Source organism: Paenibacillus sp. BR1-192 (assembly GCF_029542445.1).
Lineage (GTDB): Bacteria > Bacillota > Bacilli > Paenibacillales > Paenibacillaceae > Paenibacillus_AQ > Paenibacillus_AQ lautus_A.
On sequence record NZ_CP120718.1, the window covers coordinates 6,369,979 to 6,391,266 of the forward strand.

Consider the following 21,288-nt stretch of genomic DNA (forward strand, 5'->3'; position numbering starts at 1 on the left):
TTAACCGTGTGTTCTTTTTGTCTCTATCTATCTGTACACCAGCTCATATCGTTGTCCGTATTTCTTGCCGTCCGTAAAAAACAGGCGAACGTAATCGTTCTTGCCCACCTCGATCGCAGGCAATTCGTTGCAGCCGGCAGCAAAATCCGTCACGAACGGGTACAAGATGCCGTCTTCCTTGTTGACCGGATAAGCGCCCTGCTTCTTCACGTAACATAAAGCTTCCTTCGGTACCGGCACCTCTGCCGTCACCTGGATTTCGATCGTCTTATAGGGCTGCAGCCAGCGGCTTTTTTCGCGAATGGAGTAGACCAGTTTCGCTTTGCCGGTACTGAACCGAATGCGGTTCGATTCATCCTCCTGCCTGATTAACGCCATCTCTCCGTCTTCGGAAGACAAGGCGTAGACCGTGTACGTGATCTGACCGATCCCGTCCAGCCGGTCGCGGTACCCGTTGTTCGCCTTATACTCGTCACGGGTGTATAGACGCATCCCGCCTGGCTGCGAATCGCCTGCAGGCTGGCCAAATCCGTCGTCCAACGCACGGTGGATGTATACCGCTTGAAGACCCGGCGGCCAGCTCCAGCGGAGCGTGCAGTAGCCCTCGTCTAGTTGATAGCTTAATCCCTGAATGACCCATTCTCCGGGCTCCGCATGTTTAAACCGCATCTCGAACGCCCCCTGCTTTAAAATCCTCGGCTTGTTGAATCATTTTCCCGCTGCCCTCTTCCCGTTCGGCCCGGCCGCTGCACGTTGCGGATGATCTTGCTGCTCTCCTTAACCGGAATCACCAGCGTGAACAAGGCGATGATCCCCGCAAGCAATAGGCAGGCGATCAGACGAACGGAGGCATCCCCGATTTCCTCGCCGGAGAGGCCGTATTCCAGAACCACGCCTGCCAGTACGCCCGATACCGCGCCGCCGATGCTGAAGCTCAGCGCAAGATGGCGATTGTCAAACACCGTGCCGAGGGCTAGGCCCATGGCAGCACCGATGAGCAGCATCGCAGCGATTCTTCCGATCTGATGATACACGCTGTCTTCCATAGCGCCCGTACGTTTCGTCAACAGCGAACGGTCTCCGACGTCGTCATAGATTTTCTGGAAAACGAAAGACAAATCTGCCGCATTCTGAACGTCATAGTATTGTCCGCCCGTTTCCGCCGCAATCGTCTGAAGCAGCTGGGCACCGTCCGGGTTGACAAGGCTGAGGCCAATCGTATTTACCGCGATTCGCTGCTGTTGGTACTCCTCAAGCACACGATCATGGTCGGTTTCGCTAAATCCGTCCGACAGCATGATGACCATGGCGCTTCGGCCGGCATCCCGGCTTTCCTGAATATGCGACATGGTATCCTCCAGCGCAAGGCTGATGTCCGTACCGCCATCATTCGTTGCCAAACCGTCGATTTCCGCAATGATCTCATCCTTGGTTTCTTGGTTATCTACGCGCGTGAACGGCTGCAGTAACGTTGTTGCATGATCAAACACCAGCACGGATACGCGGTTATCCCGATCCATGCGGTTGATCAGATTTTTGGCTGCCGTGTACCGGTCCTGATTCGGATCTGTCTCATTCATGCTGCCTGAATTGTCAATGACCAGCACGATATCCTTCACGGGCTTGGCGCTGCCCGGGTTCAACTGATACGCCCATTCAAACAGCATGCCAAGCAGGAACAGGGCCACCAACGTGGATGGAATCAGCAGCTTCCATGATGTGCCCGTGTACCGCTGTCTCCATGAGCTTCCGCTCAAACGGGGGGAGATCAGTTCTGCGATTAAACAGGCCAAGCCGATGCATAACGCCAGAATCCCGAAATAAATCCCCGTAACCACGATGACAGGAAGCCCTGTCCCCCACTGGCGAAGCAAAAACTCCCCAATGGCAAATCCGAGTCCCCCACCGACCAGGCTAAGCAGCAGCAGGAGAGGGTTTAATTTTCGTTGCACAATACACGCCTACTCTCTGTATCAGAATCTAAGAACGCTAACGCAGCTCGGGGAGCTGCGCCGTTTCTATGCCATGAAATTCATAACCATTTGCCGTATAGGTCTCGTAGTAGGTTCTGCCATTCCGGTAATACATCAGATCCTCCAGATGGAACCCTCCCATCAGGTTCAGCTTCTCGACCCCGCTGGAGCGCTTCTCGTGCACGATGCCCAGCTTGTACACCCGTAAAGCTTCATCGGCATGGATCGCATAGCGGACGAATTCGCTGTCGGCATCGCCGAAGAAATATTTTTCCTCATATCGATGCTCCTGCGTATAATCAAGCAGCCTGACCAACGTAACGGAGTTCTCCTCCAGCATCCGGTATAACACCTTAAACAGGTCTTCCTTGGCCAGCACCTGCTTGTTATTGTAGTCGATGGTGACGTTCGCCCGCCGCAGCAGTTCTTCCTCGAAGGTCTGCACGAACGGCTCTGCCGTCAATAGATCCCTCAGACAAACCCGGATCATGTTCGACAGGATCGGTTCGATCCCTTCATGCGTAACGATGGAGAGATTGCCGACATACCGTTCCTCGAAGAATACGCCTTCGCCGCGCTTGCTCTCCAGCTCCAGCATCAGCTCCTCCGTCACGAGGCCGTAATACTCCATCAGGTTCTGGCCGATATAATCGTCTGCGGCACGGATGCTGGAACGGGCCGCCTCCAGCAGCTCCGCCTCCAGCTGATCCAGCATGCCTGCCTGCTGTTTGTATTGACGGTGAATACCTTCAAGCTCCGTCTCATACAGCCTGTAGAGCTCAAGCTCCGTTTCCAGCTGCAGCAGCTCATATTTGCGCCGATAGACCTCGCCCACGAAATATCGAATGAAATGGCGCACATTCTGTTTATCCCGAAAAGGAAGCTTCTTAAACGGCTGGCTTTCGACGCTTTCCTCATAATAGCGGTTTAGTCCGTCCAGCTCGGTCTTAAGCAAGCTGCCGAGATCCCGGATCCGGGATCGAACCGCTTCAAGCAAAATGCCCGCTCCGGCCTTATCGCTCGTCCACGCTGCAATTTGATAACAACCGATTTGCGGATGAGTCGCCAAAGTTCGGCGCAGAGCATCATGCAGTTCTTCTGCGGTGCTCATATCGCTCAGTTTCTTTCGGGCCGCCAGTTCGTAATTGTCGTAAAAAAACTGCCGGCAGCCATCTCCGAAGAGCGCCTCTTCCGCCTCGCGAATATTCATTCGCTTCAGCCCGGCATAACTGACGGGATGCGACATCATGCCTTTCAGTCCGTCCAGATGCTCGGGATCCGGCAGCATCCTATCCGCTCTTGCCGTTACGGCCTCCGGGTCGAGACCGAAATAGGCCAGGCATTCATGAACCTCCGGCTCCGGCCTGTTCTTCATGCGAAGCAGCAGTCCGCGGCACAGATGGTAAAGGACCGTCAGCGCAATCGGTTCGTTAGGCCTCTTCACCCGGGCAAAGCCGGCGGAGACAAAGCCTTGGCGGCCGGATTCGGTCATGATATTGCTTTTGAATGACGTATTGTTGTAAATCCCTCGGATGCCGTCATAGGTTTCATCCTTCTGCTTCCGGTTCTTCAGCAGGCCCAGATGGCAGATGATATCGTAGATATCCTGCATGCCGGCGTAACCCGAGATGCCGCGTTCATTCTTGTCGGACAGCACATAAACGAGATCAAACAACGGGGATGCCGGGTGGACGACCGGAATCGTCAGCCCGTCCTCGGTTACCTGCAGCGGCGCGGAGAAGGTGTACTCCCTGCTCTGCATCAGCTCCAATTCCCGCAGGAACGCAACGCCTACGGAGCTTGCATAGCCGTAGGATTCAATCTGCTCCCTTTCATTAATGAGCGCGTACAAATCCATCTGCACCGACTTGAACGACTGCTGGAAGATGGATTCGGCCAGCAATGAAATTTCCGGGATAAATACATTAAACGGGTCATCGACCCGTGTAATGACAGACAGATGAACCCGGTCAAACGAAGCATAGCTGCGTCCAAAGTCTGAAATATGGTGGCTTAACTTCCGAATCGCTTGATTTAACCCGGACAGATGATGCGGGTTCCGATAGAAGCCCTGGTAGAGCTCTTTGCGCATCGATTTGGATGCGGCGTCCGACACCGGCAGCTGCAGGTGGTACCGGTGAAGCCGACCTGAGAATCCGGGGCCTTGGGGCTCTCGTCCTTCACTCCGGTCCGTTCCTACATGGAAATAAACGACGCTGGCGCTGTTATCCCATTTGCGGTCATGAATTTCCATGATCGGTTCGATGGCGGACGCTGTCTTGTCTCCTATGAACAAGTATACCTCCGGATAGTGGATGCTGCTCTGATCATCCTCCATCAAGGTAAGCTGCTCTTCCGACTTGGCATAGCCGGCAGCATACTGGCGAAGAATCTCCCTCATCGTCTATTTCAACCTTCTTCGGATGTCGTTTAATTTCGAAGATACCTGTCTGTAGAACTGGTATCGCTCTTCACCGTCCGCAAGCTCCACCTTCTCGTATTCGAGCCGGTCGCGCGTTTCCAGGAACCGTTCGGCCAATTCGTCCAGCTTCGTGAGCAGCGGCGTAATATCCTCGGAAGCGGTCAGCTCCTGATCGCGGCGGGAGGATTTGCGAAGCAGCGTGCTGCGGCTTTTCTCGTCCAGCTGACGGAAGTGCTTGTAGACTTCATACTCCACGTCGTTCACGCTTCTTAGCAGGTTGGCAAACGGCTCCCAGGAATCTTCCTCCGGATCGCGATCATAAACGAAAAGCGCACCCTTCTTTGTGATCGTCCCGGTGTACAACGCCTCGATGAATTGATCAAGCCATTTCTCTTCATTCTGATTGTCGCTGATCAAGAGCTCGAATTCCTTGATTTTGGCCGCGATGGCAGCATATTTCTTCAGCTCTTCCCGCACGATGCGGATCATTTCCGGCGAACGGATCAAATTCTCCTTGGCCATTTCCTCGTTGATGCTGTTGAAAATATCCTTGGAGCCTACCCGCTCCAGCCCCTCGTTCATCAATCGCTTCAGCTCGGTCCATGCCCGCTTGACCTCGCCAAGGTTAGGCTTGGGACGATCAAGCTGCGGATCATAAGCGCGAAGCAGCTCATTCAGGTCAAACGGCTTCGTAAACACGACCGCATAGCGGCTGCTCGTGTTCTGGTCAACGTCCTTCTGGATGACGACCTTATACTCAAGCGCTTGGCTGAATTCGGACCGAACCCGGGCATTGTACTCCTGAACCCGCGGGTTGACGTAGGTATCCCCCCAGGATTTTTCGGGAATCGGCGACGGCAGGTACGTCCAATTGTTGCGGTCCGTCTGCACCAAGTGGCGTCCAACGCCTTCCTTGTCCATAATCGTGCGTTCGTAGCTTTCCTCATAAACCTTCAGCGGCGTGTAGACGAACAGCGGCACGCCGTTCTTCGTATTCAGCCAGAAGATGCGGTTCTTCACTTCGCTTTCCTTCACGGTGAAATGGGATTTCCCGACCGAATTGTTCTGATAATTGCGAATCCCCTTCAGAATGCTCGGCGCCTGCACCGGTACGGACACGAAGCCCCAGGAAGGGAAATACAGATTGCCTGCGCTGTTGCTCAGATGGAAGACCGGCACGGCTTCGTCATCCAGCTTGCTGGCGATATTGCGCTCGACGAATTTTTCGATGGAATCCTCCTGACCGAATTTCATGACCAGGAAATCCTCCATCGAACGGGTGATCAGATCGCCGAATTTATCGGTAAGAAACTCCGAAATGGAACGGACGACATCGATCTCCTGCTCCCGGGTCCAACGATTGGCATGGCTCAGCAGCTCCTGGGCGAAATCGCGGATGAGATCGTCCACATCCTTCTGATCCATGATTTTGTTGATGACGTCGGAAATGTCGGGCACGCTCACCAGGTTCCAGTAATATGTCTTGTTCCCTTTATGATCCTGCTGTTCTTCCCCGTTCACGAGAATGTCGCCGTTCTTGGCGAAAATCGAATTCAGCGCATTCAGAATCTCCGTATATACGCTGTAAATCCGGTTATTTTCCTGGTTCAGCAGATCGTACAAATCCTCATAGAATTCAATCATCTGCTCGGTGCGTTCCACATCCGCTTCCAGCCAGTATTCGTTGATTTTGGCTTCAATATAGATGTTTTTCTTCTTATCCTTCGAGACAAAAGCGCTCTTCGCATCGCCCAGACGATCGATCGCCTGTTCTCTGGCCGACTCGATGTCGCGCGGAATACGGGTCAGATTCTCCCGCAGCGCTTCGATGTAGGACAGCAGCATCTTCAGCAGGCTAAAGCCCTTCTCCGTATAGATCAACCGAGATACGTAAAAAGGTCCTTGCTGCGGATGCAGGAACATTCGGCGGATTTGATCGCTGAACTGAGCCACGATCTCGCCCGGAAGCTGCTTCTTCGCTTTGATGTACTCCTCGCGGGCTCTGGCCAGAAAATTCTGTTCCAGCTCCGTGTCCATATTAATGACCTGGTTCTTCACCACGTTCGCGTAGCTGAGCCGCTCGCTGTTCTGATACCCGGGCAGCGGCTCCGGTACGCGGGATTCGAAGTTCTTGGTCATCGAGTCCAGATCGATGCCCAGCTTGCTCGCAAATTTCTCGACGTCCTCCTGGCTCGGCGCTTTCTCGAACATCGTTTGCATTTTGCCGAAAACGCGGTATGCCAGATACGTTGTCATCTCTTCAATCGGCAGCACGGCCGATGATGCGCCGATGATGTTGTAGTCGTAATTGGCAGGATACGCCTTGTTCATCTGCGCGATATTGGTGCGGATGTTGCTGATATAGTCATGGATCGCAAATTCTTCGCCGGACTGTTTTTCCTCGCTGGCCATGAAGTTCGTGATGTTCTCCGCGGTAACGTTCATGCAGTAATCGTAGGCATTCTCCAGCAGCTTGCCTTCCGTATTCGTAGCGGATATCAGATGGCATAGATTAAACGGAGGCAGCGGAGAGTTCACGTTCAGAATGTTGCCGTACTGCTGCTTGAACCGTTCGCCTCTGGCATCCACGTTCATCCAGTAGTCCAGCTCTTTGAGCGCGGCGTAACCGTTCTTCTTGATGTATTCGCGCGTATGCTCGCTCAAGCTTTTGTTCGCCAGATTGATATCCGGCGTAAACAGATAGCCGAGCGTGTTCACGCGGTCGATGCCGGCAGAGCCGTGGTCGCGTTCGATAATGCCGCGGACGATATAGGCGATGTCCAAGAAGCAGCCGCTGCCCGTACCGCCGGACAGCCCCGTCAGCAGGAAGACCATCAGTTTTTTGTTCGTGCCGACCGACAGCGTTTTGATCTTCTTGTCGATCGCCTGCACCACTTGGGTAATCTTCGTGAACAAGAGCAAGCGGCCCGCCTGGCGTACGCCTGCGGCCCCGTTCATGCCGTCGGTAATGCTCAGCTCGGGCGACAGCCAATCCGTAATGTAAGGCTCCAGGATGCTGCGATTCTGGAGAAGTCCTCCGATCTCGGCATTGGAGAGAAGCACGAATTCATTGATCGGATCCAGTCCGATCCCCTTGTAGCGCTTATTCTTATCCTGTTCGTTGGTCTCAAAAGCCAGAAACTCCACGTTATCCGGCTTGTCCATTCTTTTCTTGGACAACGGATCCTCAGGCAGCTTGAAACGGCGGTTAATCTGATATTTCAAGCGCAGCAGCGCATCGATCCCCGTCCCTCCAAGTCCGATGATGAGGATCGGATTGTCGATGGTATCCACCCGTATTTTCTCGCTGACAATGCCGCCTCCGAGTGAAACGTCAAGCTGTTGTATATGTTCTCTAACTACCGGTTTCATAACTTCCCCTCCTGATAGGTCATGGCTTTAAGAGGTTGTTCAAAAAGTCAGCTTTTGATAAATCGACCTTTTTGAACACGCACTTATGCCAGATATTCAAATAATATCGTTTTGTCCGCCTGCTGAAGGGAAACTCTCAGCCGGTCTCCGTTCTTCAGCTCCGTCCCGTTCGTTGCATCCAGAGCCCGTCCGGACTTCTCGATGACGGCTGAAGAAAGGTTCTTAAGTATAATGCGGTCGTTCTTGCCCGGCATGAACAGGATTTTCTCCGTTTCCTTGAGCTCCGGAGCAAGCTGCAGAAGCTGATGCAGATTAAACTTCCCTTTGAAGGAAGTCAGCTTCTTGTATTGCGGGGACGTCTTCTCCCCGGTGTTCTCATCCCTGATCTCAATCACGATTTGGCCGACAAAGCCCTTGTTCGCTTTCTTGATCGCGCCGAGAATGAAATAAGCTGCCGCTCCAACAATGAGCAACGCCGCGATGCCCATGACTACGGGCCATAATGGAAAAGGTTTCGCATCCTCGCCCGCGGTCATCTCCTTCCCGCCATTACCGGAACCGGAGGCTGCCGCTTTCGCGCTAATCTTCACAGGTGGGCTTTCACGGTAGAAGCTCTGCTCCTCCGCACGCACCCTCAGCTCGTAGTCATGCTTCTGCGGAATCTTGTAATCCCCTACAAAGCTGCCTTCTTTGTTCTCTAGTTCGACCTCCGACTCGTCCCCGGTATCCAGGTCCTTGATCAACAGCTTGGCCGTCATATTGCCATACTGTTCTTGATCCTGCAGCTTCTGTCCATTGCTGACGAGGTACGCGTTAATGTCAATCGTATCCCCGGCTTTTACCTTGGAAGACGGCGGAGGATCCATAGCCAGCTCCAGGTCGTAGTTGAACACGAGGTTGATGTCGATTTTGTCCTTCGATACGCCCTTCACCTGCAGCTTCCAGTCGCCTTGCTGCGGCTTCAGCAGCTTGAGCAGCGAATAGGAATTGGACGTGGAGCGCAGCACGCTAGCCGAAGGAATGCTCTGCTCAGCACCGGCGGGATCAACCAGCTTCACGTCCACGGGGCTGGAGGACATAATGGAAATGTTCGCTTCCAATACGTTGGCATTCGGTACGCGGACCGTAACCTCCTGATAGCTTCCGTTGCCGGTAATCGACTGTACCGGAACGATCTTGAGCTGCTGGTGGCTGGCAAAAATCTCGCTTAATATTTGCGGAAGGTCATCCGCCGAACTGGTCGTAAAGGATTTGCCGCCCGTTTGTTTAGCCAGCTCAGCCAACGTTTCTTTGTTCAGCTTCCCGTCGGCATTGAGTCCGATCGTATAAATCGGAATACCGCTTCCTTTGGCTTCCTTGACGGCTTGGTCCAACTGCTCTGACGCTTCCTGGCCCGTCTTGCCCGTGTTCGGGTCCAGATCATTGTTGCCATCGGCCAAAACAACGATCATCGGCGCATGAGCCGGGTCCATCCCCTGCTTCAGCACCTTCACGGCTTCATCGAGACCGACGGACATATCGGTGTACGGTCCGCGGTCCAGCTGATCTATAAATTCCTTAAGTGCAGTTTTGTCCGCCTCCGACTGAATTTCAAGCAAGGCTTTCTCCCGCTGAATCCGGTCGGTATAGGAAACGATGCCGACCTTGTCGCCGGTTGTCGCCAGCATGTCGATGAACATCTTCATCGCTTCGCCGCTAATCCGCTCCGGATCGCTATTTTTCATCGAATTGCTGGCGTCCATCACCAGTACGGCATCGATTTTGGAGCCTTGGGAGGCAGCCGCTGCCTTAGGCAAGGCTCCTCCGCTCCAGGTCATGATCAGCAGCACCGCTGCCATCAGAGAGAGCAGCCATTTATTTTTACGTTGCATAGATTTACTCCTTCATCCATTTAGTCGAGCATCGGCGGATGTCTCGGTTCGTTCGTCAGAGACTAGTCTAACTGTAGGCAAAAAGTCTTAAAATTACATGAAAGGAAGCTTAAAATAATGATCGGAATATCCATATTCCTACGGTGTTTATATAGAAAATACCATACCAGTCACTAAAATATCCCAGCACTATGTCCATATGATATAATTATACCTGCCAAAGTTCAACATCATCAGTCGTGCCAACCGGACTTAGGACACAAGGCTCACCCGCCATTTCTGAACCAATTTCGATACCGAAAGGAACCGACATATGATTACATACGGATGTCTCGGGATTTTGTTTCTTTTTGTCATCATCAAGATCACGGCCTATTCCAAGCGTAAGAAAAACGCCCCGACGCCGGAGCAGCTGCAGCAGACTCTGCTTGAAGCGGCCAACTCCAAGAGGGATCAGCATGGATAAGAAAAAGCCGGTGCAGCTTCGCCCCTATACTAGAACGAGATATGCTTACCAAAAGTTAAGGGTTTGCAAACATTGCCACAATTTCACGATTCTTTGGGAAGACAGCTGCGCTTACTGTAAACGCCAGTCCCTGGTCCCCGTTATGGAATTCGCAGGGGGCATGGCCAAACGTTCCATGCAGAGCGATCGGCTTCTTTTCTACATTATAGGACTCTCCGCCGTGCTTCTCGGTCAGACCTTCTTGCAAATCGCGATAGCCTTTGCCTGCATGCTGATCCTGCTTGTATGGTTATGGCTGATCCAGCGGCGAATGCTGCATTCCGAGACCCTGCACGCTCTGGACAAGCTGATAAGAAGTCATCGAGAACGGATTCTGGAAGGCCTCGATCTGAACAAAGCGACGGCCTCCGCCGCCATCAAGGAAGATGCTCTATTGGGCTACGAGATCGTCAGGGAAATTGCTTCCTTGGTCCGGAATGACCGGATCCGCCTGCAGCAAATCGTCCTTCTGCAAAGCTTCAGCCTCCGCAAGGATATGGATCTTGAACTCGAGCCCCTGCTTCTGGACGAGTTTGATCCGGACCTGGCCGCCTATATCGGGGAAATCGCCAAAATTAAACGCGAGCTGATCAACAGCAAAGCCATTCGATACCTGCTCGATCATGAAGCTGACATTTTACGGATGGAGCATGGCAGGCAGATTATGATCGACGCTGCCGGGGCAGCGGTACGGAAGAAAAAATATATCGATACGTTTCCTGATTTCATTAGCCGCTATGCGGATGGATTGCCAAGGTATCGCTTCCTTCGCTTGTATCAGATCGTGCGCCGCAATCCCGGCTTGTCGTGGAACGGCCTTCGGGATCGGGTATCCGCCATTTATAATGAACACTACCGCTCGGACCCTGATTTTCAAAAATGGGATTAGAGGGGCTATACCGTTATGACGATGAAAAACACGCTGACCCTGCGAAATTTGTATCTTTTTTTATGTATCGTCCTTCTGCTGCTGATCGGGTATAAGGGAATTCACATCTATCAAAAAATCGAGGCGATGGCGCAAGCCGAGTCGTTGTATGCCCAGAAAAAGCTCGTTCAGGCAGAAGAGTGGTATCAGAAGGCCCGGAATAACCGTTCCCTTCTATATAAAGAAGATCTGCTTGCTTCAAGGCTGCAAGAGCTTGGGCCCATTACGTCCATGAAGGAAAGTCTTTCCTCACTTGATCACCGATTGAGCCAGGTCGGGGAAGCCGGAGATTTCTCCGGCTTCATGAACGTATATGCCGAATTGCTTGAGGCGGAGAAGAAGTTCTCGGAACAACAGGGATCCCACGCCTCGTATTACGACGAAATTGCGTCGTTCTATGGCATACCCGATGATGTGAAACGGACATTCCTGCAATTCATCGATTTGTTTACGCGCAGGGCCGACGAGCTGCTTGAAGAGCAGCAGTACGAGGATAACAGCTTTAAATGGAATCTGCTTCGCATTCCGGATTCTTTCTACGGCAGCGAGAAACAAAAGGATGAGAAGCTGCTCCGCCTGTTCCAGCGGTACGACGAGATGGTTTTGACCCGCCTGGCAGGGGCCGGGCAGTATGCCGACCTGTTGAATTGGTCGCAATCCATGGGTTCCGAGTATGCCAGCCGGTCGATATCGGCTGCCTGGTTGAACCGAAAGGCCGATGAACTTGTGTATGCCATGCTGCAAAGGGATGTGCAGCGGGAGCAACCGGCCGTTTTTGCAGCTCACGCCTCAGGCTACAGAAAGTACCTGGAACGGAACGAGCGGAAGAACGCGGAGATCATGGCGTATATTCAGAATGAGATCAACCGCTGGGTCGCAGCGGCCGATAGGATGGTACAAAGCCAGAACTACGAGGAAGCGATCGCACTCTATGCGGCCTTGTCGGGGTACCAGGATATGAGCGGTAAACGGCAAGCTGCCGAATTGGCCTGGACGATCCACGATCCGATTCGTTTGTTCCACATGGCCGGTCTGAAAGGCAGCTTCAGCTACGTCAGCGGAGGCGGCAATCGTTTCGGAGGATTGGCCTATGCCATAGGGGTCGACGAGGGGAACATCATCTACTTAGCGGTCTTGAATGCCGATGGATCGGTGCAATTATTCCAAAACCACGATTACCCGTCCGATGTCGCGATCCATGAGGTTTCAGTCGAGGAATCGCTTAGCGCCGAGAAGAAGCCGGTCATCCTTGTGGAGGGCTCTGCGGGGACTGACTTGGTATTCTATTCAGCCTACGAAGCCAGAGATTCTAATCTGACGCCGCTGTTCCAATTTACGGCCGAAGGCTACCAGGTGCTGCCGGACAAATCTTTGCTGGTCACGAATCTGGAAGGAGTCAGTCCGGACGAGATCGCCATTTTTGAGCGTCAAGGAGACCAATACGGATTCACTGGGTATCAGGTTCAATATACCGACATCGATATCGCTAATATCGAGGGTTATCCGAATGAGAAAGTACGCTTCTCTGTCCATATCCCGCAAGGCGGCTATGGCGAAGTCATTGCCGAACGTAATGGATACTATATCGTCTTAAGGGGAGACTTGGATTTCCCTGCGGGGAGCCCGACGCTAATCGGAACGTTCAATGGCGAGTATCAGCAGCTGGAGATCCCGGTAAGCAGTCAACCACCTGCGTCTCCGGACCCTGCCGAGCCGGAGACCGGACAAGTTGACGGAGATCGTCTGGATGAAACTGAGAATCCAAGCGATCCCGTCACTTCCGAGGAGATCAATCCGGATGATGTTCAACAAGACCATAGCGAAAGCAGTGAAAGCGCCGCATCCGGTCAGATCACGAAGGTGCCTGTCATTCATGTGGAATCGATCGAGTAAGTTATTGAATCTTTAATGACTTTAATATCTTGAATCCTTCTGAACATGACAAAAGGCTTCGCCCCTAATCACCAGGGGCGAAGCCTTTTCATTAATAAAATCAAGCGAGATGAATCCTAAATTCCATTAACAGAACAACTAGAGCAGATCTTAATTGCCCGCTCCTGCCTTACTCCACCGTCACGCTCTTCGCAAGGTTGCGCGGCTTATCCACGTCGTTGCCACGGGCAAGCGATGCGTAGTAGGCAAGTAGCTGCAGCGGTACGACAGACAAGGCTGCCGTCAAGATCGGCAAGGTCTTCGGAATGGCGAAGGCTTGATCCACGGATTTCAGCAGGCCGGCCACATGCTCTTCATGCGTAATGGCCATCACTTCCGCGCCGCGGGCCTTCACTTCCTTGATATTGCTCACCGTTTTTTCAAGTACGGTTTCTTGGGTTGCCAAGGCAATAACCGGAATTCCCTCTTCAATCAGGGCAAGCGTACCGTGCTTCAGTTCGCCGGCAGCATAAGCCTCGGAGTGAATGTAAGAGATCTCCTTCAGCTTGAGGGAGCCCTCCTGAGCCACGGCGTAGTCTTGGCCGCGGCCGATGAAGAACAGGTTCTCATGCTCAGCAACCTGCTCGGCATATCCCTTAATCGATTCCGCGTTGGTCAGCATGGACTCTACCTGTTCAGGCAGTGCTTCCATTGCTGCAATCACTTCAGCAACGGCGTCTTCTGTCATCGTACCGCGCACTTGAGCCAGGTACAGACCAAACAGATAGAACGCAATCAACTGTGAGGTGTAAGCCTTCGTGGAGGCTACGGCAATCTCCGGACCAGCCAGGGTGCCAAGCACATCGTTGGCTTCTCGGGCAATCGAGCTGCCCACAACGTTCGTGATGGCCAGGACATGAGCGCCATGGCTTTGCGCTTCACGAAGCGCAGCCAAGGTATCTGCCGTCTCGCCGGATTGGCTCACTACGATGACAAGGGTCTCCGGCGTAACGATCGGCGAGCGGTAACGGTACTCGGACGCCACGTCATTTTCGACCGGAATGCGTACCATCTCTTCGATCACGCTGCGTCCCACCAGCCCGGCATGGTAAGCCGTACCGCAGGCGACGATCTGAACATTGCGAATGTTCTTGATCTGTTCCTGTGTCAGCTTCAGCTCAGGCAGAACGACTTTACGTCCGCTCTCATCCACACGGCCCAGCATCGTATCCCGGTATGCTTTTGGCTGCTCGTGGATCTCCTTCAGCATGAAGTGATCGAATCCGCCTTTTTCCGCTGTAACGGCATCCCAGTCGACACGAATCATTTCCCGAGAAATAAAGTTCCCCTCAATGGTCATTAATTCGACAGCATCTGCCGTCAGCAGGGCCATCTCTCCATCGTTGAGAATATAAACGTTACGCGTATATTTCAAAATAGCCGGAATATCAGAACCGATGAAGTTCTCCCCTTCGCCAAGACCGATAATAAGCGGGCTTGCTTGACGCACAGCCACCAATCGATCCGGCTCATACTCGGTCAATACGCCAAGGGCAAATGCGCCTCTCATGTAAGAGATCGCCTTCTGCACAGCCTTAACGATATCTCCGTCATATTCTCGCGCAATGAGATGGGAAATAACTTCCGTATCGGTCTCCGAAGCAAACTGGTGTCCTTGGCTGATCAGCTCTTCCTTCAGCTCCAGATAGTTCTCAACGATTCCGTTATGAACAACGGAAAACTTCTGGCTTTCGTCCGTATGCGGATGCGAATTCACGTCCGATGGACGGCCATGGGTTGCCCAGCGGGTATGACCGATACCTGCGGTCCCTACCAGTGGTGCAGACTCCAGTCGCTCCTCCAGATTGGCAAGACGTCCTTGTGCCTTCGCAACGCGCAGGCCTTCATTCGTAAAGACGGCAATCCCTGCTGAATCGTATCCACGATACTCAAGCTTTCTCAATCCCTCGATCAACACCGCTTGCGTTTTCTGATTTCCAATATATCCGACAATACCACACATATTATGATTCCTCCGTTCGATTTCCCAATAATAGTTAGGCGGAAATAGAACACGGCAGCATCTGTGCGGCATCAGGAAAGAAGAATGATCTATTCAATTATCAACGTTCAAGAAACTCAGCAATTCGTTAGGCTGTTTAGTTGAACAGACATGAATGCACTCTTCTTCCACCGCGCTGCCCTGTTCTAGATCGCACATTCATGTTTTGTATATAAGTGATGAATAAGCATCTGCGAATACGTTGTAAGAACGGTCGCCCATCCCTTTTCCGTTATCCGCTTACGGTTGATGCATAACCGAGAGGTCCCCGCCGAATAATCCGAACACCTCTACCTCGTCAACTTGCGTTCTGCCGTTTGGTTATCCTTAGCATGGCTATAACCAATCCCCGCGCAGGTACAAGCTCTGGCGCTTATGAAGCTTGAAGTAACCTCACGATCCTCGCTTTCTATTCTTGAATGACATCCTTTATTATATTCATGCCCTATCGCTTTGGCAACTCGGCTGGTTCCTGACAATGCCAAGCCCTACCTTGGATTAATCCCATGAATGACACCGAATGGCCTATTTTCGCAAGCGATGCCGAACAAGCACCTCTTTGCAGGCAGGACAGGGGGTGTTGCGCTTTCATTCGACCGGCATTCTGGAAAACAGCGGGCCAGTGAACCGAAACTTCATAGTTCACTGGCCCTGACAGAAATTAGTCTGCTTTCCTTAAAAAATACACCCTTAGTCTTACGCCAATTCCCGCTTCACCACGTCTGCAATCTGTGTTACATAACGGTCAAGCTCATCTTTGTCCGGGCCTTCCGCCATGACGCGAATGAGGGATTCCGTTCCCGATGGGCGCACCAGGACACGACCGTTATCCCCCAGAATGCCTTCGACTTCCGCAATCGCAGACTCGATAACGGTATTGCCTTGGTACTTGCTCTTATCGCCAACGCGGACATTAACGAGTACTTGCGGATACTTGCGCATGCTGCTCTTCAGCTCATGCAGCGGCTTGCCGGAGGCTACCAGCGTATCCACCAATTGAATCCCGGTCAGAATGCCGTCTCCTGTGGTGTTGTGGTCCAGGAAAATGACATGTCCCGATTGCTCGCCGCCCAGGTTGTATCCGCCGCGGCGCATTTCTTCCATGACGTAGCGGTCGCCGACTGCCGTTTTTGCCGTCTTCAGCTTCAGGCTGTCGCATGCTTTATAGAAACCGATGTTGCTCATCACGGTCGAAACGATCGTACCTTCCTTCAGCTTGCCGGCACGGTTCATGGCATCCCCGCAAATGCACAGGATGAAATCGCCGTCTACTTCCTCGCCTTTAGCATCGATGGCAATCAGGCGATCCGCATCTCCGTCAAAAGCCAGTCCGAGGTCAGCGCCATGCTGGAGCACGGCCTCGACGAGTTTCTCCGGGTGTGTCGATCCGCAGTGATCATTGATATTCAGGCCATTCGGCTCAGCGCCGATGGTGATCACATCCGCACCCAATTCACGGAACAGCTTCGGAGCGAGCTCATACGCAGCCCCGTTTGCACAGTCCAGCACGATTTTCAGGCCGTCGAACCGGTTGCTGATCGTCGTTTTCAAATATTCCAGGTATTTATACTTAGATTCGTTATCTACCAGCAATTCACCTAAATCAGCCCCGATCGGTCGCGGCAGATTGTCGGTTTCCGCATCCATCAGCTCTTCAATCTTGAGCTCGGTTTCATCGGACAGCTTGAAACCGTCGCCACCGAAGAACTTGATGCCGTTATCCTGCACCGGGTTATGCGAAGCTGAGATCATAACGCCCGCATCAGCCTTCAAAAGTCTTGTAATATAAGCCACCGCCGGCGTACTTACGACGCCAAGGCGAATGACGTGTGCGCCAATGGACAGCAGGCCTGCAACCAGGGCCGACTCCAGCATAGCGCCGGATACCCGGGTATCCATCCCGATGATAACGGTTGGCTTCTCTTTATCGCCCGTAAGCACATAGCCGCCGCAGCGGCCGATGCTGTAAGCCATTTCCGCCGTCAATTCTTGATTCGCAACCCCTCTTACTCCATCTGTACCAAAATATTTCCCCATGTTTTATATACTCCTTTATCTACTCTTCGATATTATCCATCATTCGATGTTTCTGTACCCGTTGTTCCATCGCTTGATCCGTCTCCCGGCGGATGTGATGGGTTTTCTCCTGACCCGGAGTTATCCGTGCCCTCATTCGCGGGAGGCGTTTCCGGATCCTCCCCTTGATCATTGCCCGTCCCTGTTCCAGTTCCAGTGCCCGTCCCCGGTACATCAGGCTTGTCTTTGTCGGTTCCCTCGTTGTTCGAAGTACCCGGGTTCGTTGTCACGGGTTTCGAATTATCCTTGAGCTCTATCTTTATCACAGGGCGATCCTGATCCGTGCGGTTGATGAAATTAGGCAGCGTAATCTGCAGCGGAATTTCATGAACGCCGGCTTTCAAGCCGGTCGCGTTCGCTTCAGCTCCAATATCCGTCGGCTCCAGACTATTAAGCAAGTCAGGCGCACCGGTGAGCGTCAACGAGATCGTCTTCGTCTTTGGATCCGTAATGACGGCATCCAGGCCGGAGGCGACACCTTTTAACGTGATCGGAATGCCGGTAATCTCCCGTTCTCCATGCGATACAGCCGTAACTTCAACCGTTACAGAGCTCGGCTCGATTTTCTCAAAACCTTCAGGCGGCGTCAAGTCGGCCGTAAGCACTGTTGTTCCCGAATTTCTAACTTCTCCCAGATTGATGGCGGCTTCGATATAGGTCTCAGCTCCTGCCAGTGCCTCATTACTGCCGAACAGCTTCACTTCTTTGACCTTCTGTTCTACCTTGGATAAGACAAACCCTTCCGGCAGCCTTCCGGTATATTGAAGCTCCAGCGGCAGGGTGACAAATGCAGGCTCAATCGGTACTTCAGCCGCTACCGTAGCAGGCTCAATGACCGCATCCTCCATTTCGGCGCCTTCTTTATCATATGCTGTTAGCTTGACTCGTTTCTCCGTAATCTTCTCTTTCGCTCCATCAAGCTCCACGTTACCTTTGACCTGCCCTAAATTTGCCATCGACGATTCCGGCAGGGTAACCGTGACTTGCCTTGGGTCAATCAGCACGGGCGTTCCGGCCCGGTAATCTTTAGCAGGCTCGCCCTTCGTTCCAATACTTACCGTCACGGATTTCGACACTCTCGGCTCTACGGTCACCGTAACAACGGATGGTTCCATCGATACCATCTCCACGCCGCTTGGGATGGAGTAGGTCAGGGGAAGTGTGTGCGTTCCCGGTTCTTTGACGTTGCTCAGATCGAGTTTTACTTTATATTCGTCGGTCAAAAGCGAAATATTGGATTTCTTCCCCCGCACCTCGAGATTCACGCGATCTTGATCAATGCCGGTTAGCACATATTCGCCGTCATCAAATCCATAGGTTTGAATCTTAACGCCTTCAATGATCTTGGTATCATAAAAGGTCGTGGGCGGTGCGGGCGTGCCGCTGTCCATATGAACCATTGCCCATAACAGAATGCTGACAGCGAGTGCAATGAGTTTGCTTGCCGTGTTGTTCTTGATCCATTTATCCATTGCTGCCGTCCCCCTTCCGTTTCCAGAAGAACGTGCGTTTCTCCTTGATGGACGCGGCAGGTCTGAGCTCCTCATACAATTTCGATATCAGAGACTCTTCCTTAATATCCCGAACCACTTGTCCATTTAAGGCCAGCGATACTTGCCCAGTCTCCTCGGATACGACAACCGAAATCGCATCCCCCACTTCACTGATTCCGATAGCGGCACGGTGCCGCGTCCCCAGTTCCTTACTGATGAAAGGATTCTCCGATAGCGGTAAATAACAGCCAGCGGCCGCGATTTGGCCGTTCTGAATAATGACAGCTCCGTCATGGAGAGGCGTATTCGGTATAAAAATGTTGATGAACAATTCAGAGCTGATCACCGATCCCATCGGAATTCCCGATTCTACGTATTCATTCAGGCCTGTCGTCCGCTCAAACACGATCAGCGCCCCGATTTTGCGCCGCGACAAATAATTAACCGCCTTAATGGTTTCGCTGATTAACTTATTCGTTTCCTCGTCAATATCCGCGGTCCGCCCGAAGAGCTTGCCTCGGCCGAGCTGCTCCAGACCGCGTCTGAGCTCAGGCTGGAAGATAATAAAGATCGCCAGCACCCCAAAGGTAAAGATCTGGTTCATCAGCCACTTGAGCGTATACAGATCAAACCAGGTGCTCAGCGCCCAGATGACCACCAATACCAAAATTCCTTTGAGCAGCTGGACCGCCCGCGTGCCGCGGACGAGCAGAATCATCTGGTATATTATATAAGTAACGATAAGGATATCGATGATATCTTTAATGGATTCACCCCAGGTCATATCTGTGAAATACTCCACCATACAGCAACCCCCGTCATTTCCTTTAAGTGCGGGCCCAAAAAATCCGGTTCCTTCGAAGATGAACGCCCTGGTTTGAAACCGAGCCTGCTTTCCATCATCCTTCTAATCACGCGGAGATTCTTGAACATCCTCTTTAATAACGCATGAGACTATATATGTAGTATGTACTCTACACTCTCTAGGTTATAACGTTAATCTTTCCGATGCAAGCGGACTCCCTCCGCTTTCCATGCAAATCCGCATAAAATCAACAAAAGAAGCGCCGTCTTTTCACTGAAAAGAGGCGCCTTTGCTTCGTAATTGCGGTTTTCACCTAGCGGTAAGCGGCATCTGTAAACAGAGTGGAGATCTTATACCATATCCAATCCATGGCTCTATCTATATCCTTCACTTGACCCGCTATATGCGCGGTGGAAGCCTGAAATAATTCTCCGTCGATAACGGTCACATTGCCATTAACCTGACCGTAAACCTTAGTCTTTCCGTTCTCGACCGTAATATCTCCCGTGATGATCTGATTCGGTGGAATAATGACCGTATCCCCTTCAATCACCAGCTTTTCGAATTCATCGCTCTTTACAACCAGCTGAGTGTCCTGACTCCAGAAACTGATCGTGCTAAAGAGCATGACGACCAAAAACAAAGCTGCAGCCGTGAGCGCAGGATGATTCTTAACCCATTTGACCCAAGCTTTTTGTTTCTTGGGCTGCGGCAGCATGCCCATTATACGTTCCGTTAAATCATCGGATGGCTTGGTCGCATGATGAGTTAAGGAAAAAAGAAGCATATCGGTATGCTCCAGCTTCTCGAAGTAATTCCGACAGTCAGCACAATCCAGCAAATGCTTCTGCAATTCTAGCTGCTGCGGGTCGGACAAGTCATTATCCAGATAATCATGCATCAAAGAGACGGCTAATTTGCAATCCATTTGTGAGCCAATCCTTTCATTCAATCTCTTTGCTGGGTCTATCCCCCTAGGGGCATAAGACTTGCTTATTGTTCATACGTGCCGGAATCGGGGATGTTTCAACTTTTTTAAAAGAAAATCAGAAAAAAATTACGGGCACTGACTCTCTGATTTCCGCAAGAAAAAAAAGCGCCCTTAAACGCGGTCTCTCTTCCTCAAAGAACGGCGATAGGCGTTTTTTCCTCACAATTTGTACTCTAATTTTTTCCGCAAAAATTCGCGTCCACGATGTACACGCGTTTTGATCGTTGTTACAGGCAGGTCCAAAATCTCGCTGATCTCTTGCAGGGATAAATCCTGGATGTACCTTAAAATCATAATGGTCTTGTACTTGGCAGGAAGTCCGTCAATGGCCTGATGGATAATGCGCTGCGTTTCCGATAGCAGCATCTCGCTCTCAGGCGTACGGTTATCGCTTGGGATCAGGGAGTAGCCGTCCATACCTTCGCTTTCGTTCAGGTCGGCGTCCAACGAGAAAGAAGGCTTGCGCTTGCGCAGCCGATCAATGCTAAGATTCGTGCCAATTCGGTATATCCAAGTTGAGAACTTCTGGTTCTCGTCATATCGGTCAAGGTTCTTGTAAACACGCAAAAAAGTCTCTTGTACGACATCCTCGGCCTCATGGCGGTTGCTCAGCATCCGGTAAGCCAAATGAAAAATCTTGTCTTTATAAAGCTCTACGATTTCGGCAAATGCCCTTTGGTCCCCTTTTCGGGCCAGCTTTGCCAGTCTTACATCCAAATTGTCCACCATAATTCCCCCAGAATGGTCTGATGGGTAACGTCTAAAAACGCATCATTCAAATCGTAATTCAACTGTTTCTAAAAATCAACAATAATTCAAAAAGAATCCCATTCGTGTATCAAAGACAATTCACCTGCAACCGATACATTAATCATTAGGACGCAAGCTGCGCATAGATGAAAAAAACGAGGTCCCTCT

The 21,288-nt window shown here is 51.9% G+C and carries 14 protein-coding genes; 3 read left to right on the top strand and 11 right to left on the bottom strand.

Going from position 1 to position 21,288, the window contains the following annotated elements; all coding sequences use genetic code 11:
• Nucleotides 1-27: 27 nt before the first annotated feature.
• The 5 genes from P0X86_RS29300 to P0X86_RS29320 all read right to left on the bottom strand — a co-directional run bounded on the left by P0X86_RS29300 (nucleotide 28) and on the right by P0X86_RS29320 (nucleotide 9,638).
• A complete protein-coding gene (locus P0X86_RS29300; protein ID WP_277747121.1) occupies nucleotides 28-669 on the bottom strand; it encodes a beta-mannanase in 642 nt (213 codons plus the stop codon).
• Between the two features lie 17 nt (nucleotides 670-686).
• A complete protein-coding gene (locus P0X86_RS29305; protein WP_277747122.1) occupies nucleotides 687-1,952 on the bottom strand; it encodes a vWA domain-containing protein in 1,266 nt (421 codons plus the stop codon).
• 37 nt (nucleotides 1,953-1,989) lie between these two features.
• A complete protein-coding gene (locus P0X86_RS29310; protein ID WP_277747123.1) occupies nucleotides 1,990-4,374 on the bottom strand; it encodes a transcription initiation factor TFIID in 2,385 nt (794 codons plus the stop codon).
• 3 nt (nucleotides 4,375-4,377) lie between these two features.
• Nucleotides 4,378-7,767 (bottom strand): tubulin-like doman-containing protein, encoded by a 3,390-nt coding sequence (locus P0X86_RS29315; RefSeq protein ID WP_277747124.1) that lies wholly within the window; start codon nucleotides 7,765-7,767, stop codon nucleotides 4,378-4,380.
• A gap of 83 nt (nucleotides 7,768-7,850) precedes the next feature.
• Nucleotides 7,851-9,638 (bottom strand): vWA domain-containing protein, encoded by a 1,788-nt coding sequence (locus P0X86_RS29320; RefSeq protein WP_277747125.1) that lies wholly within the window; start codon nucleotides 9,636-9,638, stop codon nucleotides 7,851-7,853.
• A 313-nt stretch (nucleotides 9,639-9,951) separates the two neighbouring features.
• On the opposite strand from P0X86_RS29320, the gene P0X86_RS29325 reads away from it, so the two are divergent.
• The 3 genes from P0X86_RS29325 to P0X86_RS29335 are packed head-to-tail and all read left to right on the top strand — an operon-like array spanning nucleotide 9,952 to nucleotide 12,964.
• Nucleotides 9,952-10,104, top strand: coding sequence for a hypothetical protein (locus P0X86_RS29325; RefSeq protein WP_277747126.1), 153 nt, complete (start codon nucleotides 9,952-9,954; stop codon nucleotides 10,102-10,104).
• A complete protein-coding gene (locus P0X86_RS29330; protein WP_277747127.1) occupies nucleotides 10,097-11,032 on the top strand; it encodes a hypothetical protein in 936 nt (311 codons plus the stop codon). The genes P0X86_RS29325 and P0X86_RS29330 overlap by 8 nt, the downstream gene beginning before the upstream one ends.
• 15 nt (nucleotides 11,033-11,047) lie before the next feature.
• Nucleotides 11,048-12,964, top strand: coding sequence for a hypothetical protein (locus tag P0X86_RS29335; protein WP_277747128.1), 1,917 nt, complete (start codon nucleotides 11,048-11,050; stop codon nucleotides 12,962-12,964).
• A gap of 169 nt (nucleotides 12,965-13,133) precedes the next feature.
• Here P0X86_RS29335 and glmS read toward each other — a convergent pair whose 3' ends face one another.
• The 6 genes from glmS to sigW all read right to left on the bottom strand — a co-directional run bounded on the left by glmS (nucleotide 13,134) and on the right by sigW (nucleotide 21,099).
• Nucleotides 13,134-14,966: a glutamine--fructose-6-phosphate transaminase (isomerizing) gene (gene glmS, locus P0X86_RS29340; protein WP_277747129.1), complete on the bottom strand. Its 1,833-nt coding sequence runs from the start codon at nucleotides 14,964-14,966 to the stop codon at nucleotides 13,134-13,136.
• 735 nt (nucleotides 14,967-15,701) lie between these two features.
• Nucleotides 15,702-17,042: a phosphoglucosamine mutase gene (glmM, locus tag P0X86_RS29345; RefSeq protein ID WP_015737606.1), complete on the bottom strand. Its 1,341-nt coding sequence runs from the start codon at nucleotides 17,040-17,042 to the stop codon at nucleotides 15,702-15,704.
• Between the two features lie 32 nt (nucleotides 17,043-17,074).
• The gene (locus P0X86_RS29350; RefSeq protein ID WP_277747130.1) at nucleotides 17,075-18,553 is read right to left on the bottom strand and encodes a CdaR family protein; all 1,479 of its coding nucleotides are present in this window, start codon (nucleotides 18,551-18,553) and stop codon (nucleotides 17,075-17,077) included.
• Nucleotides 18,546-19,379: a diadenylate cyclase CdaA gene (gene cdaA, locus P0X86_RS29355; protein ID WP_015737608.1), complete on the bottom strand. Its 834-nt coding sequence runs from the start codon at nucleotides 19,377-19,379 to the stop codon at nucleotides 18,546-18,548. Before cdaA ends, P0X86_RS29350 begins: the two co-directional genes overlap by 8 nt.
• 313 nt (nucleotides 19,380-19,692) lie before the next feature.
• Complete coding sequence (locus P0X86_RS29360) at nucleotides 19,693-20,307, bottom strand: zf-HC2 domain-containing protein (RefSeq protein WP_277747131.1); 615 nt, start codon at nucleotides 20,305-20,307, stop codon at nucleotides 19,693-19,695.
• Nucleotides 20,308-20,529: 222 nt separating this feature from the next.
• On the bottom strand, nucleotides 20,530-21,099 hold the full coding sequence (gene sigW / locus P0X86_RS29365) for an RNA polymerase sigma factor SigW (protein WP_009589526.1): 570 nt from the start codon (nucleotides 21,097-21,099) through the stop codon (nucleotides 20,530-20,532).
• Nucleotides 21,100-21,288 lie beyond the last annotated feature (189 nt).

Excerpts from the sequence above, each read along its gene's own strand:
- P0X86_RS29330 (WP_277747127.1), top strand. The coding sequence starts at position 10,097 with ATGGATAAGAAAAAGCCGGTGCAGCTTCGCCCCTATACTAGAACGAGA.
- P0X86_RS29335 (WP_277747128.1), top strand. The coding sequence starts at position 11,048 with ATGACGATGAAAAACACGCTGACCCTGCGAAATTTGTATCTTTTTTTA.
- sigW (WP_009589526.1), bottom strand. The coding sequence starts at position 21,099 with ATGGTGGACAATTTGGATGTAAGACTGGCAAAGCTGGCCCGAAAAGGG.
- cdaA (WP_015737608.1), bottom strand. The coding sequence starts at position 19,379 with ATGGTGGAGTATTTCACAGATATGACCTGGGGTGAATCCATTAAAGAT.
- P0X86_RS29360 (WP_277747131.1), bottom strand. The coding sequence starts at position 20,307 with ATGGATTGCAAATTAGCCGTCTCTTTGATGCATGATTATCTGGATAAT.
- P0X86_RS29325 (WP_277747126.1), top strand. The coding sequence starts at position 9,952 with ATGATTACATACGGATGTCTCGGGATTTTGTTTCTTTTTGTCATCATC.
- glmM (WP_015737606.1), bottom strand. The coding sequence starts at position 17,042 with ATGGGGAAATATTTTGGTACAGATGGAGTAAGAGGGGTTGCGAATCAA.
- P0X86_RS29350 (WP_277747130.1), bottom strand. The coding sequence starts at position 18,553 with ATGGATAAATGGATCAAGAACAACACGGCAAGCAAACTCATTGCACTC.
- P0X86_RS29320 (WP_277747125.1), bottom strand. The coding sequence starts at position 9,638 with ATGCAACGTAAAAATAAATGGCTGCTCTCTCTGATGGCAGCGGTGCTG.
- P0X86_RS29310 (WP_277747123.1), bottom strand. The coding sequence starts at position 4,374 with ATGAGGGAGATTCTTCGCCAGTATGCTGCCGGCTATGCCAAGTCGGAA.
- P0X86_RS29315 (WP_277747124.1), bottom strand. The coding sequence starts at position 7,767 with ATGAAACCGGTAGTTAGAGAACATATACAACAGCTTGACGTTTCACTC.
- glmS (WP_277747129.1), bottom strand. The coding sequence starts at position 14,966 with ATGTGTGGTATTGTCGGATATATTGGAAATCAGAAAACGCAAGCGGTG.
- P0X86_RS29300 (WP_277747121.1), bottom strand. The coding sequence starts at position 669 with ATGCGGTTTAAACATGCGGAGCCCGGAGAATGGGTCATTCAGGGATTA.